The following is a 24859-nucleotide window of genomic DNA, read 5'->3' as shown; positions in this document are numbered from 1 at the left end:
GACAGATGGTTCGAGGACGGTTCGACTGGTGGTTCGAGGACGGTTCCGACGGTGGTTCGAAGGTGGTGCGACACCCGGTCGGGCACGGGTCAGGCCACGATGCCCAGCTCGTGCGGGGTGTTGTTGAAGCGGCGGCCGCCGGTCGGAGTCACGGTCACGATGTCCTCGATCCGCACCCCGAACCGGCCGGGCAGGTAGATCCCCGGCTCGATCGAGAAGCACATGCCCGGCACCAGCGGCCGTTCCTCGCCCTCGACCAGGTACGGAGGTTCGTGGGTGGTGGTGCCGATGCCGTGGCCGGTGCGGTGGATGAAGTACTCGCCGTACCCGCCCTCAGTGATCACCCGACGGGCGATCCGGTCGATCTCCTGGCAGGCTACCCCGGGGCGGACCGCCTCGAAGGCGGTCTGCTGGGCCAGTCGGACCAGCTCGTGCACCGTGCGCACCTCCTCCGGGACATCCGCTCCGACGTGCACCGTCCGGGTGGTGTCGGAACCGTAGCCGTCCCTGAGGCCGCCGAAGTCCAGCACCACGGTGTCACCCGTACGGATGACCCGGTCACCGGCCTCGTGGTGCGGGTTGGCGCCGTTCGGCCCGGAGCCGACCACGGTGAAGTCGACCTGGCTGTGCCCGTACTGGATGAGCAGCGCGCCGAGGTCGGCGGCCACGTCGGTCTCCCGGCGGCCGGCGAATTCGACCTCCAGGATGCCCCGGTAGGCGGCGTCCGCCGCGCCGCCGGCCGCGGCCAGGCGGTTCAGCTCCTCGGTGTCCTTGACGGCGCGCAGCATCGGCAGGCTGTCGGTGAGCGAGGTGAAGGAGACACCGGGCAGCGCGGCCTGGAAGCCGAGCAGGTGCAGCGCCCAGGTGTTGTCGGAGACGCCGTACCGTCCGGTCGGGTCGAGCAGCGGGCCGGCGGTGGCGAGGGGGTCCTCGCCGTCGGACCAGTCGAGCAGCCGGACGGCCGGGGCGCCGACCGCCTTCTCGGCGTCCGGGCGCTCCAACTTGGGGACGACCAGGGCGGGTTCGCGTCCGGCGGTGAGAACGAGGGTGGTCAGTCGCTCGGTGATCGCGGTGGGTGAGTAGCCGCACAGGTAGGCCAGGTCGGGGCCGGGGGCGACGACCAGGCCGGCCAGGCCGGCGGCGGTCGCCTCGGCGGTGGCGCGGGCCATCCGGGCGGCGTGGTCCTCGACGGTGAAGGGGTGGGTCACGGCGGTTCCTCCTCGGGGGCCGGGCGGGCTCTGCTGGGACTCCATCGCGTCAACTCCATCACTTCCTCGTCGAGTTGGCGAAGCCCTCGGGGAGGAGTCGGCGCGATCCGGACGGCGATCCGGACGGCGGCCCGGGCGGCGAACCGGAGTGTGCCGGAGGATGATCGGGGCGGTGATCCAGGGGCGGGGCGGCCACCTCCCGAGGGGCCGGCGCGGCCCCGGCGGGCCCTTCGGCGCACGGGGGCGAGGCGTGGGCGGGCCACAGGCCGGCCACCGAGGCGGTGCCGGCCAGGGCGTCCGACGTCCGACGTCCGACGGCCGTCCCGGCGGGGTGGCCTCGGCCGGACGGGGCGTGCCCGTGGAACGCATCCGGTCCTCCTCCGGTACGGCGCCGCTGCGGGCCGCGCGCTGCTCGGGCCCGGGGCCGCCGCCCGCCCCGGGAAGCCCCAGGGGCGGGCCGTACCCGGCCAGTTCACCCGGTTGCCGGGCCCGCCGCATGTGGCGGGCGGCCGTGCGGGTGACCGGTGATCGGCCCGGACCGTCAGCCCTGCCGGTCGGCGGACTCGGCGGACTCGGCGGACTCGGCTGGCTCGGCGCAGTCGGCGGACTCGGCGGAGTCGGTGACGGGCCAGGTGGCGCGCCGCAGCGTACGGCCCGCGGTCGCGGCCAGCAGGGCGGCGGCGAGCAGGGCGCTGAGCCCGATCAGCACGGTGGCGGGGGAGGAGCGGTCCAGCAGCAGGCCGGTGACGAAGCTCCCGGCGGGCATGCCGGCGGTGAGCAGCGTCATGGTCGCCGCGATCACCCGGCCGCGCAGCGCGTCCGGCACCTGACGGAAGACCAGCAGGTCGAGTACCACCCGCAGGGTCGGCACGCCCGCACCGAACACGAACAGCGCGGCGAAGACGGTCGGCGCCCCACCGGGCAGCAGCGGCGCCAGCGGGACGGGTACGGCGCTCCAGGCCACCACGAGCAGCAGCACGCCGGGGCCGGCCAGCCGGTGCAGCCGGGCGACCAGGACGGTGCCGGCCAGCGCCCCGACCGCCTCGCCGGCCAGGGCCAGGCCGATCCCGGTGCTGCCGGTGCCGTGCTCGCGCAGCAGCACCATGACGGGCAGCAGCAGCGAGGCCCCGGCCAGATTGATCACCAGCAGGACGGCCAGGGCGGTGCGCAGCAGTGGTGAGGAGGCGAGGACGCGGAAGCCGGCCAGGGCGCTGTCCCCGGCGCGCTCGCCGGGCGCCCCGGCTTCGTGCGGGCTGGGGAAGCGCACCGCGACGGCGGCGGTCACCGCGAGCAGGGAGGCCAGTGCGGCCCCGAGGAAGGGGACGGCGTGGCCGAGCCCGAACAGGAACCCGGCCAGCGGCGGTCCGGCCAGCGAGGCGCCGCTCATCCGGGCCTCGTCCTGGGCCAGGGCCTGGGACAGCTGCTCCGGTGGGACCACCGAGCGCAGTGCGAGCAGCCTGACCGGGCCGCCGTAGGCAATGGTCGCGCCGATCACGGCGGCGACCAGCAGCAGGTGCGCCAGGTTCGGCGGGCCGAACGCCAGGGCCGCGGGGACGCTGGCGAGGGCCAGCAGCCGGGCGGTGTCGGCGGCGATCAGCACCCGGCGGCGGTTCGCCCGGTCGGCCACCACGCCGCCGTGGACGCCCAGCAGCAGGGTGGCGGCCATCTGTACGGCACCGAAGGCCCCGGCGGTGGTGGAGGAGCCGGTGAGCGCGAGGACCAGCAGGGGGAAGGCGGTGTCGCCGATCACCATGCCGAGGGTCGCGGAGGCCTGGCCGGCCCAGAGGGCCTGGAACCGCAGGTTACGCCGCAGTGGTACGGGCGGCGGCGTCGCGCCTGCCGGTCCGGGGCGCTCCACCTCCGTTGTCGCCGCTGTCGTCGTCGCTCGGTCCGCCATGCCGCCCGCCCCCATCGTTCGCGATTGCCGCAACCATTCACGCCTCCATGAATGATGTCGCAGGCGTCATTGATCGCGCAAGGGTGATTGATGGCTCGGTGGTGAGCGCTCACTGGGGCGTGATTGCGAACGGAGCGGCCGATCTGGAAGGGTGGCCCCGTGGTCGAGCACGCACCGGAGGCCGCCGTCGGCGGCGAGCAGCAGCCCGTCACCTGGGTCAAGGAACGCCAGGTGTCCGACGTCGCGGTGCTCAAGGCCCTGGCGGACCCGTTGCGCCTGGCCATCCTCGGCGCCCTGCAGGCCTCCGAGGGCCGTCCGCTGACGGCCAAGGAGCTCGCCGCCGCGCTGGGCGAGCCGCAGACCAAGCTCTACCGGCACATCAAGCAGCTGGAGAAGGCCGGGCTGATCCTGGTGGCCGGCACCCGACTGGTCTCCGGCATCGTGGAGAGCCGCTACGGGGTCGCCCAGGGTGCGATCCGGCTGGCCCCGGAGATGTTCACCGCCGACTCCCCGGGCCGCTCCGAGGCGTACGACGCCGTCGTGGCCGCGATGGACCGGGTGCGGGCCGACTTCCGCGCCAGGATCGCCGAAGGCCGGCTGGACTTCGGCCGGCCGCAGGGCGGTTCGGGCTCGCCGTCCGGACTGTTCGCGGACTTCACGCTGCGGCTCGGCCCGGACCGGCTGGACCGGCTGCGATCGCAACTGGCGGAAATCTTCGACGAACTGAACGAAGAAGGGCCCAGTACGGCCGAGGATGCGCTGGACGTGACCGTCTTCACCCTTCTCTACGGTCTCCGACCGGGCACGGAATCATAAATTCCGGGCCGGCTGTCGGTGCGGTGGGACACCATGTCCGGCATGTCCTACGAACTCCAGGCGCTGATAGGAACATTGGAGCTGCTGACGGTGGCGGCGGCGGAGGTTCCGGCGGCCCGGGTGGTGCCGTTGGCGCAGGGGCTGGCCCTGATCCCGGTCACCTCCGCCGTCCTCGCCGCGCTCCAGGGGGACGGCCTCGTGTGCAGGCCCGGTAGCGGGGCAGGGGCCGGCCGGCACTCGGACGGCTTCGAACTCCGGCTGGCCGCCTGGTCGAAGGCCGGCCCGATCGCCCGCGTCGAGGCGCGCTACTTCGGCGGCGGCGGAACCCAGAACGCCGCCGTCTGGGCGGACGGCACGGTCGCCCTCGGCCCGCTCACCATCGGCGAGTTCGAGCCCGCCCCGGCCGAGGGCACGCCGATCTCCCGCGCCCTGCGACGGATCGGCGCCCACACCGAGGAGGGCCGGACGGACGAGTTCGACTCGGTCGGCCTGGGCCGGCACCGCACCACCGGCGGCTGGGCCCAATCCGCCGACTGACCCCGCCGCGCACCCGCCGTGACCCCGCCGCGAACCCGCCCCCGCGCCCGGATCCTGCGCCAGTCCCGCCGCCGCCGCGCGTCCGGCCGGAGGCGCGGCGAACGCGGTTGTGCACAACGGGCCTGCACGACCGGGGCGCGCACAACGGGGGCGCGGCACCGAAGAAGCTCTCGGTGCCGCGCCCCCGGTTACGTCCCGCGGCCGCTCGGAGCCCGCGTCCCCGCAGGCCGGGCCCGTACTAGCGGTAGTTCACGAACTGGAGCGCGAAGTCCAGGTCCTTGCCCTTGAGCAGGGCCTGCACGGCCTGGAGGTCGTCGCGGCTCTTCGAGCTGACGCGCAGCTCGTCGCCCTGGACCTGCGCCTTGACGCCCTTCGGGCCCTCGTCACGGATGATCTTCGCGACCTTCTTCGCGTCCTCCGTGGTGATGCCCTCCTTGACGTCGGCGAAGATCTTGTACTCCTTGCCGGACAGCTGCGGCTCGCCGGCGTCCAGAGCCTTCAGCGACAGGCCGCGCTTGATGAACTTGGTCTGCAGGACGTCGAGGATGGCGCGCACGCGCTCCTCGCCGTTCGCCTTCATCTCGATCTTCTCGTTGGAGCGGCTGATCTCGCCGCCCACGCCCTTGAAGTCGAAGCGCGTCGCGATCTCGCGGGAGGTCTGGTTGATCGCGTTGTCGACCTCCTGCCACTCGACCTTCGAGACGATGTCGAAACTGGAGTCGGCCATGGGTGTTGGTCTCCTTGATGCTCTGGCTTCACTGGCACGGCCCGCCCCTCCGGGGCGCCCGCAGCCCCAGCCTATCCAGTGCCACACCGGCCCCGCCCGTAACGGCCGCCCGCGGCTTCTTGATCGTCGCGTGATCCAACGAGTGGCGAAGCACCCCCTGGCATCAGGTATGGTTTACCAAGTCGAACGGGGCGGATGCCCCGGGGGACGAAATCCTGGCTGGTTGCCCGAGCGGCCAAAGGGAGCAGACTGTAAATCTGTCGCGCAAGCTACGCAGGTTCGAACCCTGCACCAGCCACAGGATAGAGAAGCGGTCCCTGACCTGCGGAAACGTAGGTAAGGGACCGCTTTTTCGTTTATTTGCTACTGGGGGCGGACGGTGCCCTGTTTGGGTGGCTTGTCTCACTTTGCGCCACCCGAATCCCAGCCCTGACCAGCGCATACGGACCAGCTACGGACCAGGATCCGGAGCCGGCAGCGCCGGAAGGTTCCGGTTGAGCCGCTTCGAGATCAGCTCGTTCGCGTACTCGACGGTGCCGTGCAGGCACTTCGCGTAGACCCGCAGCAGGACGGCCACGCTGTGCCCCGCCCGCCGGGCGACCTCCGTCGGGTCGACCCCGGAGTTCAGCCCGAGCGAGATCCCGGCATGCCGCAGGTCGTACGGCCGCTTGCCGAGCTTCGTCGCGCAGTCGGCCGGCGACAGCACCTCGGCCCGGGCCCGCTGCCAGACGACCCCGTACCCGCTCTCCTGCACCATCCCGCCCCGGGACGTCCGGAACAGCCGCCCGTCGGGCGCGGCGCCGAAGGCGGCGACGTGCTCCCGCAGGATCGCCACCAGCTCGGGCGGGATCGGCACGCGGCGGGTCGCCTTCTCGGCCCGGTGCTTGAGCCCGCGCTTGTCGTGTGACGTCCCGTCGTCCGTCCACGACGACCCGACCCGCGGCCTGGTCTCGTCCAGCACCAGGTAGCCCCAGCCCTCGGCGGGCAGGTGGCAGCGCGTGAGCGTGAGGAACACGGCCTCGGCCGGCCGCAGCCAGCCGAAGTAGAGGCAGGCGAAGAAGGCCCGGAGGTGGGCCCCGCGCTTCCCCTGGCGTCCCACCGCCTCGATGAGCGCGGCGGCCTGGTCCTCGTTGACCACCAGACCCGGGTCGACCTCCTCCTCGGCCTCCGGCGGCTGCCACTGGACGGTCGGCAGGGGGTTGGCGGTCAGGTAGCCCTCCTCCACGGCGTAGCCGAAGAGGTGGCCGAGGATGCGGCGCTTGCGCAGGATGACCGACGGCGCGGCCTTCTTGCCGTCGAGCTTCACCGCGAGGGCGTTCAGCAGGCGGCGCACCATCGGCGGCTCCTCGAAGGCGGAGACCAGCACCGACTGCTTCTGCACCCAGGCAAGGGCCTTGGCCCAGTCCGCCGGCGGCTCCTCCTCCCACGCGTTCACGTTGAACGCCCAGCTGTAGAGCGCCCGGCGGACGATCCGCTTGTCCGGCATGCCGGCCTTCGTCTTCACCAGCTCGAACGTGACCGTGGCGAGGGCGTCGGCCCACGTCGTGCGGGTCTTGGCCGGAGCCCCCTCCCAGCGGGCCGCGACGTACCGGCGGCCCAGCTCGTACCAGGTGATCTGCTTCTCCTTGCGGAGCTCGGAGAGCGGCAGGCCGCGGTCGACGTCGAACGGCTGCCCGTCGCGTAGGGCGGAGATCAGCTCGGACTTCCGGCCGTCGGCCGCGGTCTTGGTCAGGAAGGACTCGGAGAACTCCCTCCCGGCGACGGTCCAGCGGACCATCCAGGGCGCCCGCCGGTCCGGGCGGTGCCGGTGGTCCCAGAACTTGACCTTGTACGAGGTCGCCATCAGGCGGCCACCTCGCAGGCGGCGAGCCACGCGTCCAGGTCGGTCCGGTCGACCCGGACCTGACCGTTGGGGAGCTTGATGAGGCGCGGCGCCTTGCCCCGGGCTCGCATCCGGTAGAAGGCGGCACGGGACATGCCGAGTTCGGCGAGCACGACGGGGAGCTTGAGCAGTTCGCGCTTGGGCATGGCGAAGTCTCCTGCTGGGGTGTGGGTGAAGGTCGCGAAGCCTTGCGGGCCCTCTCGCCGGCGGACGCGGAGGGCGGAGAGCGTCAGGGAAGTCAGGGGAACTCACTGACCTGCCGATATGGCGCCTGCCAGAGCGTCAGGGGTTGTCAGGGCTGTCAGGGGATCTCGGTTATCCCTGACAGCCCTGACGTTCCCTGACAGGCTGTCCGGCAGCGTTTGGGCTGGTCAGGGCTTTGCCCTGACACCCCTGACGGTCACGTGATCGTTTCCGTATCCGTGGGACTGCTCGCGGCCGGGTGGACGCGGTAGGTGACGGCCTGGGGCCGGCCACGCTGGCCGCTCGCCGGGGGCTGGTCGGTGCGGAGCCAGCCGTGCTGTTCGAGCAGCTGCAGGGCGGGTTCGACGTCGGCGACCTTCTTGAACCGGCGGCTGCTGGCGACGGCGTCGTGGGCCTTGATGTGGGTGCGGTGGGTGCCGTCCTTCTTCGGCCGCTGGAGCCACTGGAGGAGGGCGTGGGCGTCCTCGGTGGCCGGATCGGCGGCGATGAGGTCGAAGACGGCGAGGGTGTGGGCGGTGTAGTACTCGGCGATCTCGGCGGCGCGGTCGACGGTGGCGGCCTCGACGGGCACGCGCCAGTCGCCGCCGACGTGGTCGGCGAGGTGGAGGAGCACCGCGATGCGGGCGATGTGGCCGATGAGCTTGCCCGCCCAGTCCTTGATGTGGGCGAGCGGCTCGTCCGGGCGGAGCTGGACCTCGAACTTCTCCTGGAGCTTCTCGACGGCGAGGTCGGCGGCCTCCGTCATCTTCACGGTGAAGGGCTCCTCCAACGCGGTGAGGGCGCGAAGCAGCGCTGACAGGCGGACGTCGTAGGCGGTGGCGACCGGCTCCGGGATGGGCGTGGTGCGGATCTTGCGGTAGCCGAGGTTGGAGGGCGGGAGCGAGTACAGGAAACGGGCGAGCAGGCCACGGTCCCGGGCACCGGGAGCGGCGCCGAGCTCTTGGAGGACGGCGGGCTGCGGGGTGACCCCGATGGTGAGCGCGGGCTTGTCGACGGTGGGCTGCTCGCGGGTGATCCGGTCGGCCTGGAGCCGCTCGCCCTTGTGCGCCTGGAGGAAGACCCCGAGGTTGGGCTTGCTGCTGTAGCGGCCGACGATGCTGTCGAACAGGTCACCCTCGGGGGAGAGCGCGGCCAGGCAGCGGTGGACGCCGAGCTGGTGGGTGACGGTCTCGGGGGTGATGTCCCCGGACAGGGTCAGCCGCGGGCTCGGCGGGACGACGATCTCGTCGGCCAGCATCCGGGCACCGGAGATCTCGGCCACCAGGTGGGCGCGGTCGAGGTCGGGGTTCTTGCGGGCCTTGGCCATGAGCGCCTCGACCTCGGCCAGCGCGGTCTCCTTGGCGGTCTCGGCCTCGATGATCCGGGGCCGGGCCTCGGCCCGCAGCTCGTCCTCGACCCGGTAGACCGGGCCGGTCATGAACGCGAACACGTCGGACTTGCGGCTGGCGGGCGGCATCGCGCACACCAAGTAGAGGTTCGACTGCTCGCGCCAGCCGGGCCGGATCTCCACGTTCACCCGGCCGCCGGCGGCGGTGGACAGCACGGCCAGGGACATGGTGGCGGCCATGTCGGCCGGGGTCTGGGTGAACTCCGCCACCGCCTCCACGTACGCGCCCACCCACCCGGGCAGAGCCTTGACGGGGAACGTGGGCAGGGCGCCGTGCGAGCCGAGCGGGACGGGGTCGAGCCAGGTCTCGCCGGAGGCGAGGTCTGCGAGCGCGGCGAGCGCGGCCGTGCGGACGGCGTCGAGGTCGGCCTGGTCGTCGCCGGCCATGTGGGCGAGGCGACTGGTGGCGGTGTTGATGCGGCGCCGCTCGGCGGCCACGCGCACGATCTCGGCGTAGTAGTCGCCGTTCGCGGCGGTGGGGGTCGCCTCGATGCAGGTGTGCAGGTAGCTGGGCCCGCCGACGCGGACCAGATCCCCCTGGACCCGCAGCACGCCGGCCAGCAGCACCGGGTCGACCGGCCGTTCACCATCGGCCATGCGGACGATGGCGCGCCAGATCGTCTCGTGCACGGGGTGGTAGAACGCGCTCGGGTCACCGAGCTGGGCGGCGAGCGCGGGGATCTGGGCGGGGTCGAGCAGGGCGGCGCCGATGACGGCCTGCTCGGCGGCCTTGACCTCGGAGGGCTCGGGCCGGAACGGGATCACGTTCGGCGCGTACTCGCTGTTCAACGAGCTGATGACCGGGCCGCTCACCGGACGCCGCCGAGCAGGTCGGCAACGAGCGGGGCGAGGTTCCGGTTGGTGTGCTCGGCGAGGGCCGCGACGACGGCCTTGGCCTCGTCGGTCAGCGTGCGGCCGGGCCGGGCCGCGGTGGGGGTGACGAGGATGCTCTCCGGGACCGGGAGGAGCACGGTGCCAGTCACCAGGACGGCGGGGCGGTCGACGCGCTCCGGGCTGACCAGCACGGGCCATGCCTCATTGGGGCGGGACCACGGGGCGCGCTCCCAGTCCAGCGCGCGGCCGGTGGGGCGGTGGGCGAGCGCGTTGTGCCGCAGGCCGACCTTGGCGCAGAGCTGGGCGGTGCCGTCCTGGTCGACGTACACCTCGACCCGGTCGAGGTCGGGGCGCACGACCGCGTAGCCCGGGGCCATGACGGGGCTGGTGGCGGTTCGCCAGGCGGCGGCGGCGAAGTCGACCGGGCGGAGCGGCTCGCCGTCCTCGTGGAACTGGTCGGCGTGGTGGGAGATGTAGGCGCCGTAGCGGGAGTGGCCGTCGCTGGCGTTCTCCCGGTCGGCGGTGTCGTCGAGGATGACGAGCGTGGAGTGGTCGAACTGGGGCATGCTGGTCCCATCTCTGTGAAGGGGATGCACGGCCCCGCACCGGCCGACTCTCTGCCAAGAACAGGCGGCCGGTGTGGGGCTTCGTGCTGTGTGGATCATGCGGCGTTGGCGCGGCTGACGATGATCGTTCGGGCGGGGTTCTCGGGGTCGGCGCGCATGACGAACCCCTCCCGGGTGGACCACTCTTCGGTGTTGTTGGCGTTGGCGTTGGCACTCTGACCTGCGCCAACGTTGGCAACAACGCCGGGGAGAGGAACGGACGCGGAGGGGGAGCGGAGCGCGGGCACGTCCTGGTGGTGAACGCCGGGCCCGTTGCCGTCCGGGGTGCGGACCCCTCCGCGGACCGGGATGCCGGCCTCGGAGAGGAGGACCCGGACGGCCTTGGTGGAGGGCTCCCAACCGGGGTGGAAGGCGGCCAGATCGGCGGCCAGCCGGGTGAGCAGAACGGAGTTCCCAGCGGTGGTCAGGGAAGCGGTCAGGGAGTGGGTCTCGGCGGGGGTCGGGGTGGCCGCCTCGGAGGTCTCCTGGCGGTCCTCCTCGGCGGGTTCCTCCTCGGTGGCTTCGGTGGCAGGCACCGGCTGGTCCGGGTCCTCCTGGTCGGCCTCGGCCGGGGTGGTCTTGTCGGGGGTGGGGGCGTGGATCAGGGCGGCGATCCACCACCCTCCGATCAGGAGGCCGATGCCGGGCTGGATCCAGGGGCCGACGAGGGACCAGATCAGGGGGCCGCCGACGATCAGCATCAGGGCCGCTGCACCGGCGGCGTCGCCCGCCCGGCTCCGCGCGGCCTTGCGGGCGGTTTTGGCCTGCTCCAGTTCCAGCTGGCGGGCCGTGACCTGCCCGGCTTCCTGGGCCTGGAGCATCGAGGCGCGCTTGGCCGGGTCGGCCTCCGCCAACTTCTTGGCGAACGCGGCCTCGGCGGCCTGGGCGATCTGCTGCGCGAGCTCGTCCTGCTTGGCCTTGAGCGCGGCGGCCTCGGCGCGGCGCTCGCGCTGGGGGGCCGTCAGCTTGCGGACGAGGACGGGCGTGCCGGTGGCCAGGCCGGTGAACGGCCACAGGAGGGTGGGGATCAGCTTCTCGGTGGGGAAGATCTTCTCCATGGCGGTCAGCCGATGAATGCGCTGATCAGGCCGCTGAAGATGCTCGCGGGCAGGGCCCAGAATCCACCGGCGGCGGCGAACAGGGACGGCGCGACGGCCCCGCAGACCACGTCCTTCAGCGGCCGCGGCTTGAACCCGAAAACCGCGATGGTCAGCAGAGCGGCGGTCGCGCCGGTCTGCCATTCCCCCAATGCGGCATTGCCCTGGAAGGTGGCGCCAAGCTGGTTGCCGATGCCGCTCAGCTGCTGGAACGCGGTGCCGGCGTTGGCGCTCAACATGCCGATGCCGAACGACCAGTAGGGGACGTGGTCGGGGGCCACGGTGATCTTGTTGTTGCCGCGGATGCCGACGAGGAGGTACGCGGAGGTGACCGTGGCGGCGCCGCCGGCGCCCAGCGCGATGAGGCTGCTCATGGTGTGTCTCCTTGGCGGGTCAGTAGAGGGGGAGGGCAGCGAAGAGGGGGTCGAGGCCGGCGGCGACGGCGAGGCCGGAGGCGACCGGGACGCGTGCGGCGATCAGGATCAGGAGGGGTCCAGGGCGGCGGACCTCGCTCACGCGCAGACGGCCCCGGTCACGCAGGTGCAGGTCGAGCGCCCAGCCGGCACCGGCCAGCAGCAGGCCGACGAACGGCCCGCCCGGCGCGGCCAGTTGCACGAGGCCGGTCGCGTAGCCGCAGGTCGCGCTGATCGCGGTGAGGACGCACCAGCGGCGGAAGCGGCGGGCGCGGTCGGAGGATCCGGCCTTGGTGCGGGCGGCCTGACGGTGCTGGCGGCGGGTCCGCAGCTTGGCCTCGCGGCGGTCGGCGAGTTGCTGCTGACGGTGGCGCAGGTCGCGTTGGGCGGGGGTCTCCCCGGCCGCGGCGCGGGCGCGGTCATCCTCAGCGCGGGCGCGCTGCTTGGCCAGCTCGCGCTGGGTCTCAAGTCGGGCGGCCCGGTCCTCCGGGGTCTCGGCGAGCCGGTCGGCGAGGAGGTCGACCAGGCCGACGAGGTCGTCCCGCTGGGCGGGGCGGTCCGGGGTGAGGATGTCCTCGACGCGGTGGCGCGCCGAGCGCTCCTGGGCCGTCTCCCCGACCTTGCCGAGCGCGGCGTCCATCCGGGCGCGCTGGCCCGCGAGCATCTCCTCATACTCGACCTGCTGGCGGGCAGTGCGCTGGGCCTCGGTCTCAGTCAGCAACTGGCCGATCTGTTCTCCCACCTGGAAGGCGATCGTCGAGGCCTGCTCGGCGAAGAGCTTCCCGGCGGGGGCCCAGAACGCCTCGGCGGCGGCCGCCATGGTGGCGGCCTGGGTGGCCGGGGCGGCGGCGATCGGGATCGGGGTGTGGACGGTGGTGTCCGGCTGACCCGGGGCGGGGGGCTGGGTCGGCGGCGGGATGACGGGGCCGGACTTGCGCCACCACTCGGCCACGGACTCGGAGTCGGGGGTGGGCATGTCGGCGGTAGGCGGCTCGGACGGCGGCGGGGGGATCGTCATCGGTCCCACCCGCCCCGGCGGATGAGCTCGCGGATGCACAGGACGGCGATCACGGCGTCGACCACCAGGAACAGCAGGCACAGCGTGTAGGCCATGAAGTCTTCCTCTGGGAGGGGGCCGGCCGGAGCCGGGCCCGAAGGGTGGTCAGGAGGAGCGCCACCAGGCGCGGGGGCCGGCGCGCAGTGCCAGGCGGTGGTGCTCTGGCTGGTGCAGTGGGAGTCGATCTGGCGCTGGCCCTCTCGGCGGACGGCGGCGGCCCGGCGCTGCTGGCTACGGCGGAAGAGCTGCATGGATGCGCTCCTTCAGCGGTCAGGCGGCGATCGGGGTGTAGCCGGAGGCGATCAGCTCGGCGGCCTCGGCCCGGCGAGTCGAGGCGGTGGCCGGGGAGACGTCGAGGGTCTCGGCGATGGTCTTGAGCTCGACGGCCTCGGGGTTGCCGCCGGCCGCGAGGATCATCCGGGCGACGCGGCGGGTGGCACGGGCGGCGGGGGTCAGCTTCGCCGCATCCTCCGCTTCGACCGCGCGCAGCTCCGTTTCAGCGGCGCACTCGCGGGCTTCAGCCGCACGCAACCGGGCCGCGTGCTCGTTCTCCTCGTGCCCGGCCTGGACCCGCCCGGCGTCGGCGGCGTCACGGTCGGCTTCAGCCTTGCGCTTGACCGCTTCAGCGGCGGCCGCCTCCGTTTCAGCCGCCTGCTTGGCCGTTTCAGCCGCGCGTAGGCGAGCCCACTGGGTGGCCTCTTCGGTCCGGACCCTGGCGTCCTCGTCGTCGGCCGCGGCACGGTTCGTTTCAGCGGCTGCAGCGCGCGTTTCAGCGGCAACCTTCTCCGTTTCAGCGGCGGCCTTGTCGGTTTCAGCAGCACGCAGACGGGCGTCGGCAGCCTCCTGCTCGGCGGCCGCGGCGGCCAGTTCCTCCTCCGCCTGATCGACGCGCTCGGCCGCTTCGGCCTCCCGGCCGGCGGCCACGGTTCGAGCGTGAGCGTGGGCCTTGGCGGTGGCGGTCTCGGCGCCGACCTCGTACCCGGCGGCCTCCACCCGGCCCGCTGTGCGGAGCTTGGAGATCTCCAGCTCGGCGGCGCGGACCTCGGCGCGGGCGGTGAGCTCGGCCTCGAACGCCTCCGAGCGTTCAGCCCGCAGCCGGGCCTGCTCGTCGGCCTCGGCGGGCAGGGCCAGGGCCTCGTCCACGGACAGTCCGAAGCGCTCCATGGTGAGCGGAAGCCGCAGGTCGGAGGGGGCCCTGCGCCAGTCGCCGCCGTGGTCGCGCTCCAGCATCACCCGGTAGACGAGCCGCTCGCGCTCCAGCTCGACCGCCCGGTCATAAGAGGCGATGCCGTTCAGGCGCATCCGCCGGTACATCCGGAACGACGGCCACGGTGCGAGGATCCAGCGGTGCAGCGGCACGCCGTCGCGGCCGTGGCCGGCCTCGATCCGGGTGATCCGGATGACCAGGCGCCGCCCGGCCTCGACCACCGCGACGAACATCACCGGGATCACGGCGTGCATCGCGGTGCCGGTCGGATTCTTCAGCAGCGGCCCGGCGGAGGCGGCGTTGAAGTAGATCGTCGCGGCGGTGAAACCGTGGGCCAGCAGCCGCAGCCACGGCGCCGGGGCACCCTTGCGGATCAGGTGCAGGTCCATGGCCAACAGGGCCACGATCCCGGCGTCCACACCGATCGGGAACGCGTAGCTGAAGTCCTCGAAGCTGTGCCTGAAACCGAGGTCCTTCAGCGCGTTGTAGGAACCGCTGAAGCCGATCCCGGCGAGGGCCGCACCGCCGATCGCGGCGAGGATCGCCACGCCCAGCATCAGCTTGTCCGAAGCCCCCGCCCGCGTGGTCGAAGCGATCGGCCATGCGGTTGAAGCGGCGGCGGTCGGGCTTGAAACGGCCGTCGGTGCGGCCATGGTGGTCACGCGGCGATCCGCTCGACGCTGGCGCTGCGGCGGATCACGGCCGGGCGCCGCAGCGGCACCGGCGCCATGCTCAGCAGCCGCTCGGCGTAGGCGGCCAGCTCCGGGGCCTCCCGGCGCAGGTCGGCCAGGATGTCGTCCGCGGCGTCCATCCGGGCCTCGCGCTCGGTGTCGTCCTCGCCGGGCACTCCGGTGAACAGCCGGGTGAACTCCGAATCCACACCGAGCGCCAGCTCGGCGAACTCGTCCTCGTTCAGGGCCGTCTGGCCTGCAACAATCGACCTCATGGGTCTACCTCTTCTCTCGTAGGGGGTGGGCCCGAGGGCCGCCGCGCGTTCCTTGGCCGGAGCGCGGCGGCCCGTCTCGTTGGGCCCGAGCCACTCGAACGTCACGAGTAGCCACGACCCCCGGCACCAGCCCCCGCAGTCATGGATGCGAGGGGGTGTCGAGGGCCGTGGTCACTGGTGAAGCAGGGGGTTGGTCTCGGGACGCGGTCCAGGCTCGCTCCGGGGAGATCCATTCCGGAGGTTGTCGCCGGCTCAATGTCGCCGCGTCGTTCTTTGGAGAGGCCGGTAGCTCCTCTCAGTCGGCTGCGTGTCCCATGTACGGCCCGCCGTCTTAAGGGCGGACCGAGGTGTCAGGGCGTGCGCCCCTTCTCTGCCGACTGGTCTCCACTCACCCCGACCGGCGTCGTCACGGAAGGACTGCGGTGGTGGATCACTCTCTTGAGTTGTTGATGGTGCGTTTGTGCAGCTCAGAGCAGCCCAAAGAAGGCCCCTCTGTGTCGCCCCTGTCTCACTTGGTGCGACATGCACAACATAGAGAACCTGCTTAAGCAGGTCAAGAGAGTTGGGTTTCTCGCGCATGTTGGACAGCTGCCCTAGCATGGGTGCATGGCTCTGGACCCGGATGACCCCCGCCCCCCGTATCAGCAGGTCAAAGGCTCTTTGCGGGCCTCGATCCTCACGAAGAAGCCGGGCTTCCAGCCTGGCGACAAACTTCCTTCCGGCCCCGCGTTGGCGAAGCACTTCGGCGTGGCGCGCGGCACGGTGGACAGGGCACTCGACGAACTCCGCGCCGAGGACCTGATCGTCACCCGCCAGGGGAGCGGCTCGTTCGTGCGGGAGCGCACCTCTCGGCCGGTCGGGCTGCGGCCCCACCTGGAAACGGCCTTCGAGCAGCAGCAGGTGACCCTCGACTTCGCCGGGTTCTCAAGCGAGACGCTGCACAACGCGCTGCAGGAGCCGCTCGACAAGGTCCGCTCCGGCCGGTTCGCACCGGAGTCCATCACGGTCCGGCTGCTGCTGCCTGACACCACGGCACCGATGGCCGTGCCGGTCCTTGTCGACGGGCTTCAGGATGAGGTCGCGCTCCGGGAACGCGCGCGGAACATCGCCCTGACGCATGCTGGCGGTATCGCCCACTCGGTGGAGATGCTGGCGGAGTTGGGCCTCGTTCAGTCGGCGACTGTCCAGGTCAAGGTCCACCGGGCGTCAAGCCTGTTCAAGCTGTACATCCTGAACCGGGCGGAGGCGTTCTTCGGCTTCTACCCGCTCCGCGAGCGCACCGTGACGATCGACGACGGCGCCCACACCTTCTACGACGTCACTGGCAAGGACACGACCCTGTTTCACCATGTCGCTGGCCCGGACGACGCCTCGCTCGGATCGTTGTACGTCCAGCAGGCCCAGATGTGGTTCGACAGCGTCTGGTCCACGATCGCCTACGAGCGGCAGCCATGATCGCCACCCCTCAGCAACTCGCCAACGTGCTGCGGCCGGTGAAGCACGTGCTCCTCGACTTCGACGGCCCGGTCTGCTCGGTCTTCGCCGGCCTCCCCGCCCCGGAGGTCGCGCGCCGACTCCGCCAGGGCTTCCTTGTCGCCAGCGGACAGGACCCGGCCGGGGTGGAGGAGGAGAACGACCCGCTCGCCCTGCTCCGGCTGGTCTCGGACGCCCGTCCCGATCTCACGGCGAGCACGGACGCTGCGCTGGCCGCGCTGGAAACTGAAGCCGTCCGGGCCGCCCGCCCGACCCCGGGCGGAGAAGCGGTTCTGCGCGCCTGCGCCCGCTCCGGTCGACTGGTCTCTGTGGTCAGCAACAACGCGGGCGTGGCTATCGAGGCCTACCTCGCCGAGCGCGCTCTAAGCAGTTATGTGGCTGGCGTCTTTGGGCGCGCCCCAGGCGACCCTTCCTCCATGAAGCCGAACCCGCGCCTTCTGCTCGAAGCGATGGGCGCCGCAGGTACGGGGCAGGAGCAGTGCATCTTCATCGGCGACGCGGTCCGCGATGTCGAGGCGGGGGAGGCCGCCGGCGTTCAGACGATCGGCTACGCCAACAAGCCGGGGAAGAGTGCGAAGTTGGCGGCCTCTGGCGCCGTGGTGATCGTGGACTCGATGCAGTTCATCGCTGACGCCCTCACCTGATCTACAACTACTGAGGGTGGCTGGCGAAGTCCCCGAGTGCTTCTGAGGTCCGAGATGTGCGATGGCTGGTTGCTGCTTCGTTCGGCAGCATCATGACTGGTCATCGTGCCTGCCGGGACAGGTGATGCGTTTCCAGGAGCCACCCGCCCTGACAGGAGAATGGTTACCATGGAAAATGCATTGTCCTGGTATCGTCGGCAGAGACTTAGTGCATAGAGGTGCGCAAGCATCATCAAATGCATGAAAGAGGGCCCGCCTCGCCTGGTGAGCGAACACCAGGGGTTCCGAGACGGGCCCTCCGTACCTACGGTGTGGCTCTACAGTCGCACTGGCGATGGCCTGGCCGTTGGCGCGGCTGGGCCATCGTGCTAAGCAGCTAGTTCCAGAAGTCCTGGAACAACTGCCAGACGTCGTACGCCACCTTTACTCCCCGCCAGATGGCAAGCAGTCGGCGCACCCCATCCCTGTGGAGCCTCCCCGCGTTCTTCGGCTCTGCAGCCGGATCCTCGTCGGCCGGCTGCTGCTGATTGGACGCGGTCATGCTCCACCCCTTCGCACTATCCCGGCCGCGCCTTGCGGTCGGGATCGCGACGTCCGCCCGTGCGGGCGCCGTGAATCCGCCCGCACCTTGCGGCCGGGATCGCTGACACACGCTCACGCGCCCGTCAGTGAAGGGGTTTCGCACTTCGTTCAGGGTAGATGCTGGAGAGGGCCCCGGACGAATCCGTTCGGGGCCCACCTGCCCGTCCGTCGTGCCGTCAGTCCTGCCCGCCGGGCGCGCCACGACCTGTTGGGGTGGGGTCGATGTTCCCTCACCCGCGCATCCGGCTTCGAGGGCATCGGTCACCCGCGCATCCGGCTTCGAGGGCATCGGTCTTCCGTGCCGCAAGTTGCCGGGGGAAACACGTCTGTGAGCCGCATGTACGCGAGGGGGCGCGGTCCGCCCTCATGGTCGTCATTGAGGGCGCGGGGCATGAGCGCCGGCGGCGCTCGACGGGGTGGCGCGCCGAGATGTGACGTGAAACACGAAAGGCGGGGGCGGGCAGCGACCTCGCTGTCCGCCCCCGCCTCGGCCTGCTCCCAAGATGGTCCGATCGGGGCTCGCTCGGGCCAAGATCCGGACCAGGCTCGGACCGGATCCGGCCCGTGATCAAGAGTTGCCTGGTCAGAGCAGCCCTGGCCAGCGGCCTGTAAATCTGTCGCGCAAGCTACGCAGGTTCGAACCCTGCACCAGCCACAGGATAGAGAAACAGCCCCCGATCTGCGGAAACGCGGATCGGGGGCTGTTTCGTTTGTTCCCGGCGGTCCGGTGGGGAGGCGTGGACCGGGGCGACTTATTGCACATTGCTTGCAATAACCGGAGACAGGCAGCAGAGTGGGGGCCGGGGGTGGGAGTCCTTCGACAGAGCTGATCGTCTTCCCAGCCGGCGACCGCCGGGACAACGGCTCGCCCCACCCCCGCCAACAGCCACCGGACGGAGCCGGCGAGGCCCGGCCGCCGCGTCAAGGGCACGTCAAGGCCGCTCGCGACGGCGTCAGGAACGCGTAGGGGCCCGCCGGGCGGCGGGCGTGCGGACCGCAGGATCGGACCAACTACCGACTGCGGAGGTCCCGTCCGATGTCCAGCGCCGCCACCACCACCCCGGCCGTCACGGCCGAACCCGAGCCGCCGGATACCGGCGCGGGCGACGAGCGGCACCGGCTCAGCGCGCTCGGAGGCTTGGCCGCGCTCTCGCTGGACGCCATGGCCTCGGTCGCGTACGGGCCGGAGTCGATCGTGCTGGTGCTCGCCGCCGCCGGGGCGTACGGGCTGGGTTTCACGCTGCCGGTCACCGCGGCGATCGCCCTGCTGCTGGCGGTGCTGGTCGCCTCTTACCGGCAGGTGATCGCGGCGTTCCCGGACGGCGGCGGCTCCTACGCGGTGGCCAAGGCGCACCTGGGCCGCCGGACCGCGCTGACCGCGGCCGCCTCGCTGGTCATCGACTACGTCCTGAACGTCGCGGTCTCGGTCACGGCGGGCGTCGCCGCGCTCACCTCGGCCGTCCCGGGCCTGTACGACCAGCGGGTCTGGCTCTGCCTGGGCGTGCTCGCGCTGGTCACCGCGGTGAACCTCCGGGGGATCGCCGAGTCGGCGCGCTGGTTCATGGCGCCGACCGCCGTCTTCGTGCTCTCCGTCCTGGCGATCATCGTGGTCGGGCTGTTCCGGGACGGCCCGGCCAGCACCGCGGCCGCGGCCGGCCACGCCTCGGCGCTCGCCGAGAACGCGACCACCGTCGGCGCGCTGCTGCTGCTCAAGGCCTTCGCGGCCGGCTGCTCCGCGCTGACCGGCGTCGAGGCGGTGGCCAACGCCGTCCCCTCCTTCCGCACCCCGCGGGTCAAGCGCGCCCAGCACACCGAGGTCGCGCTCGGCGCGCTGCTCGGCGTGATGCTGATCGGACTGGCCGTGCTGATCGGCCGCTTCCACCTCCAGCCGGTCGAGGGCGTCACCGTGCTCGCCCAGCTCGCCGACGCCTCGCTCGGCCACGGCTTCGGCTTCTACGTCGTCCAGTTCGCCACCGTGGTGCTGCTGGGGCTCGCCGCCAACACCTCCTTCGGTGGGCTGCCGGTGCTGCTCGACCTGCTCGCCCGGGACAACCACCTCCCGCACCTGTTCGCGCTGCGCGCCGACCGCCAGGTCTACCGGTACGGCGTGCTGTTCCTGGCCGTGGTGTCGGCGGCGCTGCTGGTCGGCTCCGGCGGGGACGTCAACAGCCTGGTGCCGCTGTTCTCCATCGGCGTGTTCGTCGGCTTCACCATCTGTCAGGTCGGCATGGTCCGGCACTGGCTGCTGCACCGGCCGTCCGGCTGGCGGTGGAAGGCCGCGCTGAACGGGTTCGGCGCGCTGCTCACCGGCGTCGCGGCGCTGGTCGTCACCGGCACCAAGTTCACCGAGGGCGCCTGGGGCATCGTGGTGGCACTGCCGCTGCTGGTGGTGCTGTTCGAGGCGGTCCACCGCAGCTACGAGCGGATCGGCGAGCGGCTGGAGCTGGGCCGGGTGCCCGGTCCGGTGACCAGGCAGCGCAGCCTGGTCGTCGTCCCGGTGACCGCGATCACCCGGCTGACCCGGGACGGCCTGTCGGCGGCGCTCTCGCTCGGCGACGAGGTCATGGCGGTGACGGTGGTGCACGAGCCGGCCGCCGCGGAGGCGCTGCGCCGGGACTGGGAGCTGTGGCGTCCGGGCGTGCCGCTGGTGGAGATCCCGGACGTCCACCGCCGACTGGGCCGGCCGATCGCGGACTTCGTCAACGAGCTGGGGGCGGAGCACGCCTACGACCGGCTGACCGTGCTGATCCCCGAGGTGGAGCCGGCCCGCTGGTGGCAGCGGGCGCTCCAGAACCGGCGCGGCGCCGTGATCGACCGCGCCCTGCGGCGGCACACCGACGCGGTGGTCTGCCGACTGCGCATGCGGATGTGACCAGGAACGGGACCGGGGACGGGACGAGGAACGGAACCGGGGACGGAACCGGGAACGGGAACGGGGAAGGACGGCCCCGGACGGCAGCCTGCCGTCCGGGGCCCTTCCGTTCCCGGGCACGCGGTCGGGAGGGGTCGCCGGGCCTCCCGGAGGTCCCGCCGGGCACGCCGCCAGGCCCGCGGCCCGGCCACCCGCCGGGTCTCGGCCGGATCACGACGGTCTCGGTCCGGTGAAGCGCCCGTCAAGGCCGCGTCAACGTCGCGCTATCGCCCGTATGGAGGGCGTCAGGGCCCCATAACGCGCCCCTGACGGCTGCTTTGCTGCATCTGCCGGTCGTCCGCCGGCGCCGCGCGAGCCCCTCCGGCCCCGGTCGCGGCATCTCCCGAACCACTCTGGTGGAGCCCATGTCCGATCTCATCTACGTCGGTGTCACGGTCGCCGTGTTCGCCGTCATCGCCCTGATCGCGCGGGGGGTGGAGAAGCTGTGAGTGAGCGCAGCGAACGAACCATCGAAGGGCGCGTGTTGCGCCAGGCGCCCGGCGAGCGCAGCGAGGTGGCCGCATGAGCGCGGAGAACATCGCTGGCTTGGTCGTGGCCGTCGCGCTCGTCGGCTATCTCGTCGTGGCGCTGATCTTCCCGGAGAAGTTCTGACATGGGATCCACTCTCGCGGGCTGGCTCCAGGTCATCGCCCTCGTCGGCGCGCTGGCCCTGTGCTACCGCCCCCTCGGCGACTACATCGCCGACCTCCTCACCTCCGCCAAGCACCTCAGAGTCGAGCGCGGCATCTACAAGGTGATCGGCGTCGACGGCGACGCCGATCAGCGCTGGCCGGCGTACCTCCGCTCGGTGCTGGCCTTCTCCGCCGTCTCCGTCCTCTTCCTCTACGGCCTGATCCGCCTCCAGGGTCACCTGCTGCTGAACCTGGGCGTTCCGCAGATGGAGGGCCACCAGGCCTGGAACACCGCCATCTCGTTCGTCGCCAACACCAACTGGCAGTCCTACGGCGGCGAGTCCGCGATGGGCCACCTGGCGCAGATGGCGGGCCTGGCGGTGCAGAACTTCGTCTCCGCGGCCGTCGGGATATCCGTGGTCGCCGCGCTGGTCCGGGGTTTCACCCGCAACCGGACGGACCGGGTCGGCAACTTCTGGGTGGACCTCACCCGGATCAACCTGCGCCTGCTGCTGCCGATCTCGATCGTCTTCGCCCTGGTGCTGGTCGCCAACGGCGTGATCCAGAACTTCCACGGCTTCCACGAGGTCACCACCCTCGCGGGTGACGTCCAGAAGATCCCGGGCGGCCCGGTGGCCTCCCAGGAGGTCATCAAGCTGCTGGGCACCAACGGCGGCGGTTTCTTCAACGCCAACTCGGCGCACCCGTTCGAGAACCCGACCGGCTTCACCAACCTGGTCGAGATCTTCCTGATCCTGCTGATCCCGTTCGCGCTGCCGCGGACCTTCGGCCGGATGGTGGGGGACAACCGCCAGGGCTACGCGATCGTCGCGGTGATGGGCCTGTTCTGGGTCGCCTCGGTGGCCCTGCTGACCTTCGCCGAGTCGCAGCACCAGGGCAGCGCCCTGCAGGCCGCGGGCGCCGCGATGGAGGGCAAGGAGCAGCGGTTCGGTATCGCCGCCAGCTCGCTGTTCGCCGCCTCGACGACGCTGACCTCGACCGGCGCGGTGAACTCCTTCCACGACTCGTACACGCCGTTCGGCGGCGGGTTGACGGTCTTCAACATGATGCTGGGCGAGATCGCGCCCGGCGGTGTGGGCTCCGGCCTGTACGGCATGCTGGTGCTCGCGGTCGTCGCGGTGTTCGTCGCCGGTCTGATGGTCGGCCGCACCCCCGAGTACCTGGGCAAGAAGCTCGGCGGCCGGGAGATGAAGTTCGCCTCGCTGTACATCCTCACCACGCCGACGATCGTGCTGGTCGGCACGGGTGTGGCGATGGCCCTGCCGGGTGAGCGCGCCGGGATGCTCAACTCGGGTGCCCACGGCTTCTCCGAGGTGCTGTACGCCTTCACCTCGGCCGCCAACAACAACGGTTCGGCCTTCGGCGGCATCACCGTCAACACCGACTGGTACGACACCGCCCTCGGCCTGGCGATGATCTTCGGCCGACTGCTGCCGATCGTCTTCGTCCTGGCGCTGGCCGGCTCGCTCGCCCAGCAGCAGCCGGTCCCGGCCACCCCGGGCACCCTGCCCACCCACAAGCCGCTGTTCGTGGGCCTGCTGTCGGGCGTGATCCTGATCGTCGTCGGCCTCACCTACTTCCCGGCCCTGGCTCTCGGGCCGATCGCGGAAGGTCTGTCCTCCTGATGTCCACCCCTACGCTCAACCCCGCACCGGCCGACACGGCGGAGCCCGCCGCGCCGCACAGAGTGGCGAGCGGCCTGCTCGACCCGAAGCTGATCGTCGCGTCCCTGCCGGACGCGGTGAGGAAGCTCGACCCCCGGGTGATGGTCAAGAACCCGGTCATGTTCGTGGTCGAGGTCGGCTCGGTGGTCACCACGATCTCCGCGATCGCCGACCCGTCCGTCTTCGCCTGGGCCATCACCGTGTGGCTCTGGCTCACCACGGTCTTCGCCAACCTGGCCGAGGCCGTGGCCGAGGGCCGCGGCAAGGCCCAGGCCGACACCCTGCGCAAGACCAAGACCGAGAGCGTCGCCCGCCGGCTCACGAACTGGCCGGCCACGAACGCCGAGGAGGAGGTGCCCGGCACCGCCCTGCGGCTCGGCGACCACGTGGTGGTCGAGGCCGGCCAGATCATCCCCGGCGACGGCGACGTGGTCGAGGGTGTCGCGAGCGTCGACGAGTCGGCGATCACCGGTGAGTCCGCGCCCGTCATCCGCGAGTCCGGCGGTGACCGCAGCGCCGTCACCGGCGGCACCAAGGTCCTCTCCGACCGGATCGTGGTGAAGATCGCCTCGGAGCCCGGCAAGTCGTTCATCGACCGGATGATCGCCCTGGTCGAGGGCGCCGCCCGGCAGAAGACGCCGAACGAGATCGCGCTCAACATCCTGCTGGCCTCGCTGACCATCGTCTTCCTGGTCGCGGTCGTGACCCTCCAGCCGATGGCCACCTACGCGGGCGCCCCGCAGTCGATGATCGTCCTGGTCGCCCTGATCGTGGCGCTCATCCCGACCACCATCGGCGCGCTGCTCTCCGCGATCGGCATCGCCGGCATGGACCGGCTGGTGCAGCGCAACGTGCTGGCGATGTCCGGCCGCGCCGTCGAGGCCGCCGGCGACGTCAACACCCTGTTGCTCGACAAGACCGGCACCATCACCCTGGGCAACCGCCAGGCCGCCGAGTTCCTCTCGGTGAACGGTGTCTCCGGCGACGAGCTCGCCGGCGCCGCCCAGCTGTCCTCGCTGGCGGACGAGACCCCCGAGGGCCGCTCGATCGTGGTCCTCGCCAAGACCGAGTACGGTCTGCGGGCCCGCGCCCAGGGTGAGTTGACCCATGCCACCTGGGTCCCGTTCACCGCCCAGACCCGGATGTCGGGCGTCGACCTGGACGAGGCCGACGGCGTCCACCAGGTCCGCAAGGGCGCGGCCGCCGCCGTGTCCAACTGGGTCACCGAGAACGGCGGCCGGGTCACCGACGAGGTGTCCGCGCTGGTCGACGGCATCTCCGCGGCCGGCGGCACCCCGCTGGTCGTCGCGACCAGGATCGGCGACGAGCCCGCCCGCGTCCTGGGGGTCATCCACCTCAAGGACGTCGTCAAGGAGGGCATGCGGGAGCGCTTCGACGAGCTCCGCCGGATGGGCATCAAGACCATCATGATCACGGGCGACAACCCGCTGACCGCCAAGGCGATCGCGGACGAGGCGGGCGTGGACGACTTCCTCGCCGAGGCCACCCCCGAGGACAAGATGGCCCTGATCAAGAAGGAGCAGGAGGGCGGCAAGCTGGTCGCGATGACCGGCGACGGCACCAACGACGCCCCCGCGCTCGCCCAGGCCGACGTCGGCGTCGCGATGAACACCGGGACCATGGCGGCCAAGGAGGCCGGCAACATGGTCGACCTCGACTCCAACCCGACCAAGCTGATCGAGATCGTGGAGATCGGCAAGCAGCTGCTGATCACCCGCGGCGCGCTGACCACCTTCTCGATCGCCAACGACGTGGCCAAGTACTTCGCGATCATCCCCGCGATGTTCGCCGGGGTCTACCCGGGCCTGAACCACCTCAACATCATGGGCCTGCACAGCCCGCAGTCCGCGATCACCTCGGCGATCGTCTTCAACGCCCTGGTCATCATCGGCCTGATCCCGCTCGCCCTGCGCGGCGTGCGCTACCGCCCGTCCGACGCCAGCTCGCTGCTGCGCCGCAACATCGGGGTCTACGGCTTCGGCGGCCTGGTGGTGCCGTTCGTCGGCATCAAGCTGATCGACCTGATCGTCCAGTTCATCCCCGGCCTCAACTGACGCAGGGAAGGAGAGAAAC

22 protein-coding genes and 1 tRNA gene are annotated in these 24859 nt (G+C 71.6%); 9 read left to right on the top strand and 14 right to left on the bottom strand.

Features of this window, described 5'->3' with window-relative positions; genetic code table 11:
* Positions 1-89: 89 nt before the first annotated feature.
* Together ABZ449_RS08885 and ABZ449_RS08880 are read right to left on the bottom strand one after the other, a co-directional pair.
* Positions 90-1253 carry an aminopeptidase P family protein gene (locus ABZ449_RS08885; protein ID WP_360342496.1) on the bottom strand — a complete coding sequence of 388 codons (1164 nt, stop codon included), beginning with the start codon at positions 1251-1253 and terminating at the stop codon, positions 90-92.
* A 496-nt stretch (positions 1254-1749) separates the two neighbouring features.
* A complete protein-coding gene (locus ABZ449_RS08880) occupies positions 1750-3105 on the bottom strand; it encodes an MFS transporter (protein WP_360342493.1) in 1356 nt (451 codons plus the stop codon).
* 159 nt (positions 3106-3264) lie between these two features.
* On the opposite strand from ABZ449_RS08880, the gene ABZ449_RS08875 reads away from it, so the two are divergent.
* Positions 3265-3921: a helix-turn-helix domain-containing protein gene (locus tag ABZ449_RS08875; RefSeq protein WP_360342490.1), complete on the top strand. Its 657-nt coding sequence runs from the start codon at positions 3265-3267 to the stop codon at positions 3919-3921.
* A gap of 42 nt (positions 3922-3963) precedes the next feature.
* Entirely contained in the window at positions 3964-4458 is a 495-nt protein-coding gene (locus ABZ449_RS08870) for a hypothetical protein (RefSeq protein ID WP_360342487.1), read from the top strand.
* Positions 4459-4696: 238 nt separating this feature from the next.
* Here ABZ449_RS08870 and ABZ449_RS08865 read toward each other — a convergent pair whose 3' ends face one another.
* Positions 4697-5185 carry a YajQ family cyclic di-GMP-binding protein gene (locus ABZ449_RS08865; protein ID WP_360342484.1) on the bottom strand — a complete coding sequence of 163 codons (489 nt, stop codon included), beginning with the start codon at positions 5183-5185 and terminating at the stop codon, positions 4697-4699.
* A 217-nt stretch (positions 5186-5402) separates the two neighbouring features.
* On the opposite strand from ABZ449_RS08865, the gene ABZ449_RS08860 reads away from it, so the two are divergent.
* Positions 5403-5483: transfer RNA gene (locus ABZ449_RS08860), tRNA-Tyr, on the top strand.
* 153 nt (positions 5484-5636) lie between these two features.
* On the opposite strand, the gene ABZ449_RS08855 is transcribed toward ABZ449_RS08860, so the two are convergent.
* From ABZ449_RS08855 to ABZ449_RS08810, 10 genes are all read right to left on the bottom strand, one after another.
* Positions 5637-7028 (bottom strand): site-specific integrase, encoded by a 1392-nt coding sequence (locus ABZ449_RS08855; RefSeq protein WP_360342481.1) that lies wholly within the window; start codon positions 7026-7028, stop codon positions 5637-5639.
* Positions 7028-7213: a helix-turn-helix domain-containing protein gene (locus ABZ449_RS08850; protein WP_360342479.1), complete on the bottom strand. Its 186-nt coding sequence runs from the start codon at positions 7211-7213 to the stop codon at positions 7028-7030. The genes ABZ449_RS08855 and ABZ449_RS08850 overlap by 1 nt, the downstream gene beginning before the upstream one ends.
* Positions 7214-7467: 254 nt before the next feature.
* Positions 7468-9447: a DUF3987 domain-containing protein gene (locus ABZ449_RS08845; RefSeq protein ID WP_360342476.1), complete on the bottom strand. Its 1980-nt coding sequence runs from the start codon at positions 9445-9447 to the stop codon at positions 7468-7470.
* A gap of 20 nt (positions 9448-9467) precedes the next feature.
* Positions 9468-10058, bottom strand: coding sequence for a hypothetical protein (locus tag ABZ449_RS08840; RefSeq protein ID WP_360342473.1), 591 nt, complete (start codon positions 10056-10058; stop codon positions 9468-9470).
* Positions 10059-10153: 95 nt separating this feature from the next.
* Positions 10154-11155: a hypothetical protein gene (locus ABZ449_RS08835; protein ID WP_360342470.1), complete on the bottom strand. Its 1002-nt coding sequence runs from the start codon at positions 11153-11155 to the stop codon at positions 10154-10156.
* A 5-nt stretch (positions 11156-11160) separates the two neighbouring features.
* A complete protein-coding gene (locus tag ABZ449_RS08830) occupies positions 11161-11568 on the bottom strand; it encodes a hypothetical protein (protein WP_360342467.1) in 408 nt (135 codons plus the stop codon).
* 19 nt (positions 11569-11587) lie between these two features.
* Positions 11588-12625, bottom strand: a complete 1038-nt coding sequence (locus ABZ449_RS08825; RefSeq protein ID WP_360342464.1) for a hypothetical protein — start codon at positions 12623-12625, stop codon at positions 11588-11590.
* Complete coding sequence (locus ABZ449_RS08820; protein ID WP_360342461.1) at positions 12622-12915, bottom strand: hypothetical protein; 294 nt, start codon at positions 12913-12915, stop codon at positions 12622-12624. Before ABZ449_RS08820 ends, ABZ449_RS08825 begins: the two co-directional genes overlap by 4 nt.
* Positions 12916-12934: 19 nt before the next feature.
* Positions 12935-14524: a DUF2637 domain-containing protein gene (locus ABZ449_RS08815; protein ID WP_360342686.1), complete on the bottom strand. Its 1590-nt coding sequence runs from the start codon at positions 14522-14524 to the stop codon at positions 12935-12937.
* Between the two features lie 5 nt (positions 14525-14529).
* Entirely contained in the window at positions 14530-14817 is a 288-nt protein-coding gene (locus tag ABZ449_RS08810) for a hypothetical protein (protein WP_360342458.1), read from the bottom strand.
* A 606-nt stretch (positions 14818-15423) separates the two neighbouring features.
* Between ABZ449_RS08810 and ABZ449_RS08805 the strand changes: the two genes are divergently transcribed.
* Both ABZ449_RS08805 and ABZ449_RS08800 read left to right on the top strand, forming a co-directional pair.
* A complete protein-coding gene (locus tag ABZ449_RS08805) occupies positions 15424-16272 on the top strand; it encodes a GntR family transcriptional regulator (RefSeq protein ID WP_360342455.1) in 849 nt (282 codons plus the stop codon).
* Positions 16269-16955 carry an HAD-IA family hydrolase gene (locus tag ABZ449_RS08800; protein WP_360342452.1) on the top strand — a complete coding sequence of 229 codons (687 nt, stop codon included), beginning with the start codon at positions 16269-16271 and terminating at the stop codon, positions 16953-16955. The genes ABZ449_RS08805 and ABZ449_RS08800 overlap by 4 nt, the downstream gene beginning before the upstream one ends.
* 376 nt (positions 16956-17331) lie before the next feature.
* Here the strand turns inward: ABZ449_RS08800 and ABZ449_RS08795 are convergent, their stop codons facing one another.
* On the bottom strand, positions 17332-17496 hold the full coding sequence (locus ABZ449_RS08795; protein WP_360342449.1) for a hypothetical protein: 165 nt from the start codon (positions 17494-17496) through the stop codon (positions 17332-17334).
* 1077 nt (positions 17497-18573) lie between these two features.
* Between ABZ449_RS08795 and ABZ449_RS08790 the strand changes: the two genes are divergently transcribed.
* The 4 genes from ABZ449_RS08790 to kdpB all read left to right on the top strand — a co-directional run bounded on the left by ABZ449_RS08790 (position 18574) and on the right by kdpB (position 24840).
* Positions 18574-20409 (top strand): APC family permease, encoded by a 1836-nt coding sequence (locus ABZ449_RS08790; RefSeq protein WP_360342446.1) that lies wholly within the window; start codon positions 18574-18576, stop codon positions 20407-20409.
* Between the two features lie 561 nt (positions 20410-20970).
* Positions 20971-21060 carry a K(+)-transporting ATPase subunit F gene (gene kdpF, locus ABZ449_RS08785; RefSeq protein WP_045693083.1) on the top strand — a complete coding sequence of 30 codons (90 nt, stop codon included), beginning with the start codon at positions 20971-20973 and terminating at the stop codon, positions 21058-21060.
* A 1-nt stretch (position 21061) separates the two neighbouring features.
* Positions 21062-22726, top strand: a complete 1665-nt coding sequence (gene kdpA, locus ABZ449_RS08780; RefSeq protein WP_360342443.1) for a potassium-transporting ATPase subunit KdpA — start codon at positions 21062-21064, stop codon at positions 22724-22726.
* Positions 22726-24840: a potassium-transporting ATPase subunit KdpB gene (gene kdpB, locus ABZ449_RS08775; RefSeq protein WP_360342440.1), complete on the top strand. Its 2115-nt coding sequence runs from the start codon at positions 22726-22728 to the stop codon at positions 24838-24840. The genes kdpA and kdpB overlap by 1 nt, the downstream gene beginning before the upstream one ends.
* The last annotated feature ends 19 nt before the right edge of the window (positions 24841-24859 follow it).

Origin of the sequence: Kitasatospora sp. NPDC005856 (genome assembly GCF_040629945.1) — a bacterium.
In the GTDB taxonomy this organism is placed as follows: Bacteria; Actinomycetota; Actinomycetes; order Streptomycetales; family Streptomycetaceae; genus Kitasatospora.
The sequence above is the reverse complement of the archived record's forward strand: the minus strand, read 5'-3'. Positions and strand labels throughout refer to the sequence as shown.

Bases quoted from the DNA above. Each gene is read 5' to 3' on its own strand.
- kdpA (WP_360342443.1), top strand. From the start codon at position 21,062: ATGGGATCCACTCTCGCGGGCTGGCTCCAGGTCATCGCCCTCGTCGGC.
- kdpF (WP_045693083.1), top strand. From the start codon at position 20,971: ATGAGCGCGGAGAACATCGCTGGCTTGGTCGTGGCCGTCGCGCTCGTC.
- ABZ449_RS08810 (WP_360342458.1), bottom strand. From the start codon at position 14,817: ATGAGGTCGATTGTTGCAGGCCAGACGGCCCTGAACGAGGACGAGTTC.
- ABZ449_RS08880 (WP_360342493.1), bottom strand. From the start codon at position 3,105: ATGGCGGACCGAGCGACGACGACAGCGGCGACAACGGAGGTGGAGCGC.
- ABZ449_RS08820 (WP_360342461.1), bottom strand. From the start codon at position 12,915: ATGCAGCTCTTCCGCCGTAGCCAGCAGCGCCGGGCCGCCGCCGTCCGC.
- ABZ449_RS08795 (WP_360342449.1), bottom strand. From the start codon at position 17,496: ATGACCGCGTCCAATCAGCAGCAGCCGGCCGACGAGGATCCGGCTGCA.
- kdpB (WP_360342440.1), top strand. From the start codon at position 22,726: ATGTCCACCCCTACGCTCAACCCCGCACCGGCCGACACGGCGGAGCCC.
- ABZ449_RS08790 (WP_360342446.1), top strand. From the start codon at position 18,574: ATGTCCAGCGCCGCCACCACCACCCCGGCCGTCACGGCCGAACCCGAG.
- ABZ449_RS08885 (WP_360342496.1), bottom strand. From the start codon at position 1,253: ATGGAGTCCCAGCAGAGCCCGCCCGGCCCCCGAGGAGGAACCGCCGTG.
- ABZ449_RS08870 (WP_360342487.1), top strand. From the start codon at position 3,964: ATGTCCTACGAACTCCAGGCGCTGATAGGAACATTGGAGCTGCTGACG.
- ABZ449_RS08850 (WP_360342479.1), bottom strand. From the start codon at position 7,213: ATGCCCAAGCGCGAACTGCTCAAGCTCCCCGTCGTGCTCGCCGAACTC.
- ABZ449_RS08805 (WP_360342455.1), top strand. From the start codon at position 15,424: ATGGCTCTGGACCCGGATGACCCCCGCCCCCCGTATCAGCAGGTCAAA.
- ABZ449_RS08815 (WP_360342686.1), bottom strand. From the start codon at position 14,524: ATGGCCGCACCGACGGCCGTTTCAAGCCCGACCGCCGCCGCTTCAACC.
- ABZ449_RS08855 (WP_360342481.1), bottom strand. From the start codon at position 7,028: ATGGCGACCTCGTACAAGGTCAAGTTCTGGGACCACCGGCACCGCCCG.
- ABZ449_RS08865 (WP_360342484.1), bottom strand. From the start codon at position 5,185: ATGGCCGACTCCAGTTTCGACATCGTCTCGAAGGTCGAGTGGCAGGAG.
- ABZ449_RS08835 (WP_360342470.1), bottom strand. From the start codon at position 11,155: ATGGAGAAGATCTTCCCCACCGAGAAGCTGATCCCCACCCTCCTGTGG.
- ABZ449_RS08830 (WP_360342467.1), bottom strand. From the start codon at position 11,568: ATGAGCAGCCTCATCGCGCTGGGCGCCGGCGGCGCCGCCACGGTCACC.
- ABZ449_RS08800 (WP_360342452.1), top strand. From the start codon at position 16,269: ATGATCGCCACCCCTCAGCAACTCGCCAACGTGCTGCGGCCGGTGAAG.
- ABZ449_RS08825 (WP_360342464.1), bottom strand. From the start codon at position 12,625: ATGACGATCCCCCCGCCGCCGTCCGAGCCGCCTACCGCCGACATGCCC.
- ABZ449_RS08840 (WP_360342473.1), bottom strand. From the start codon at position 10,058: ATGCCCCAGTTCGACCACTCCACGCTCGTCATCCTCGACGACACCGCC.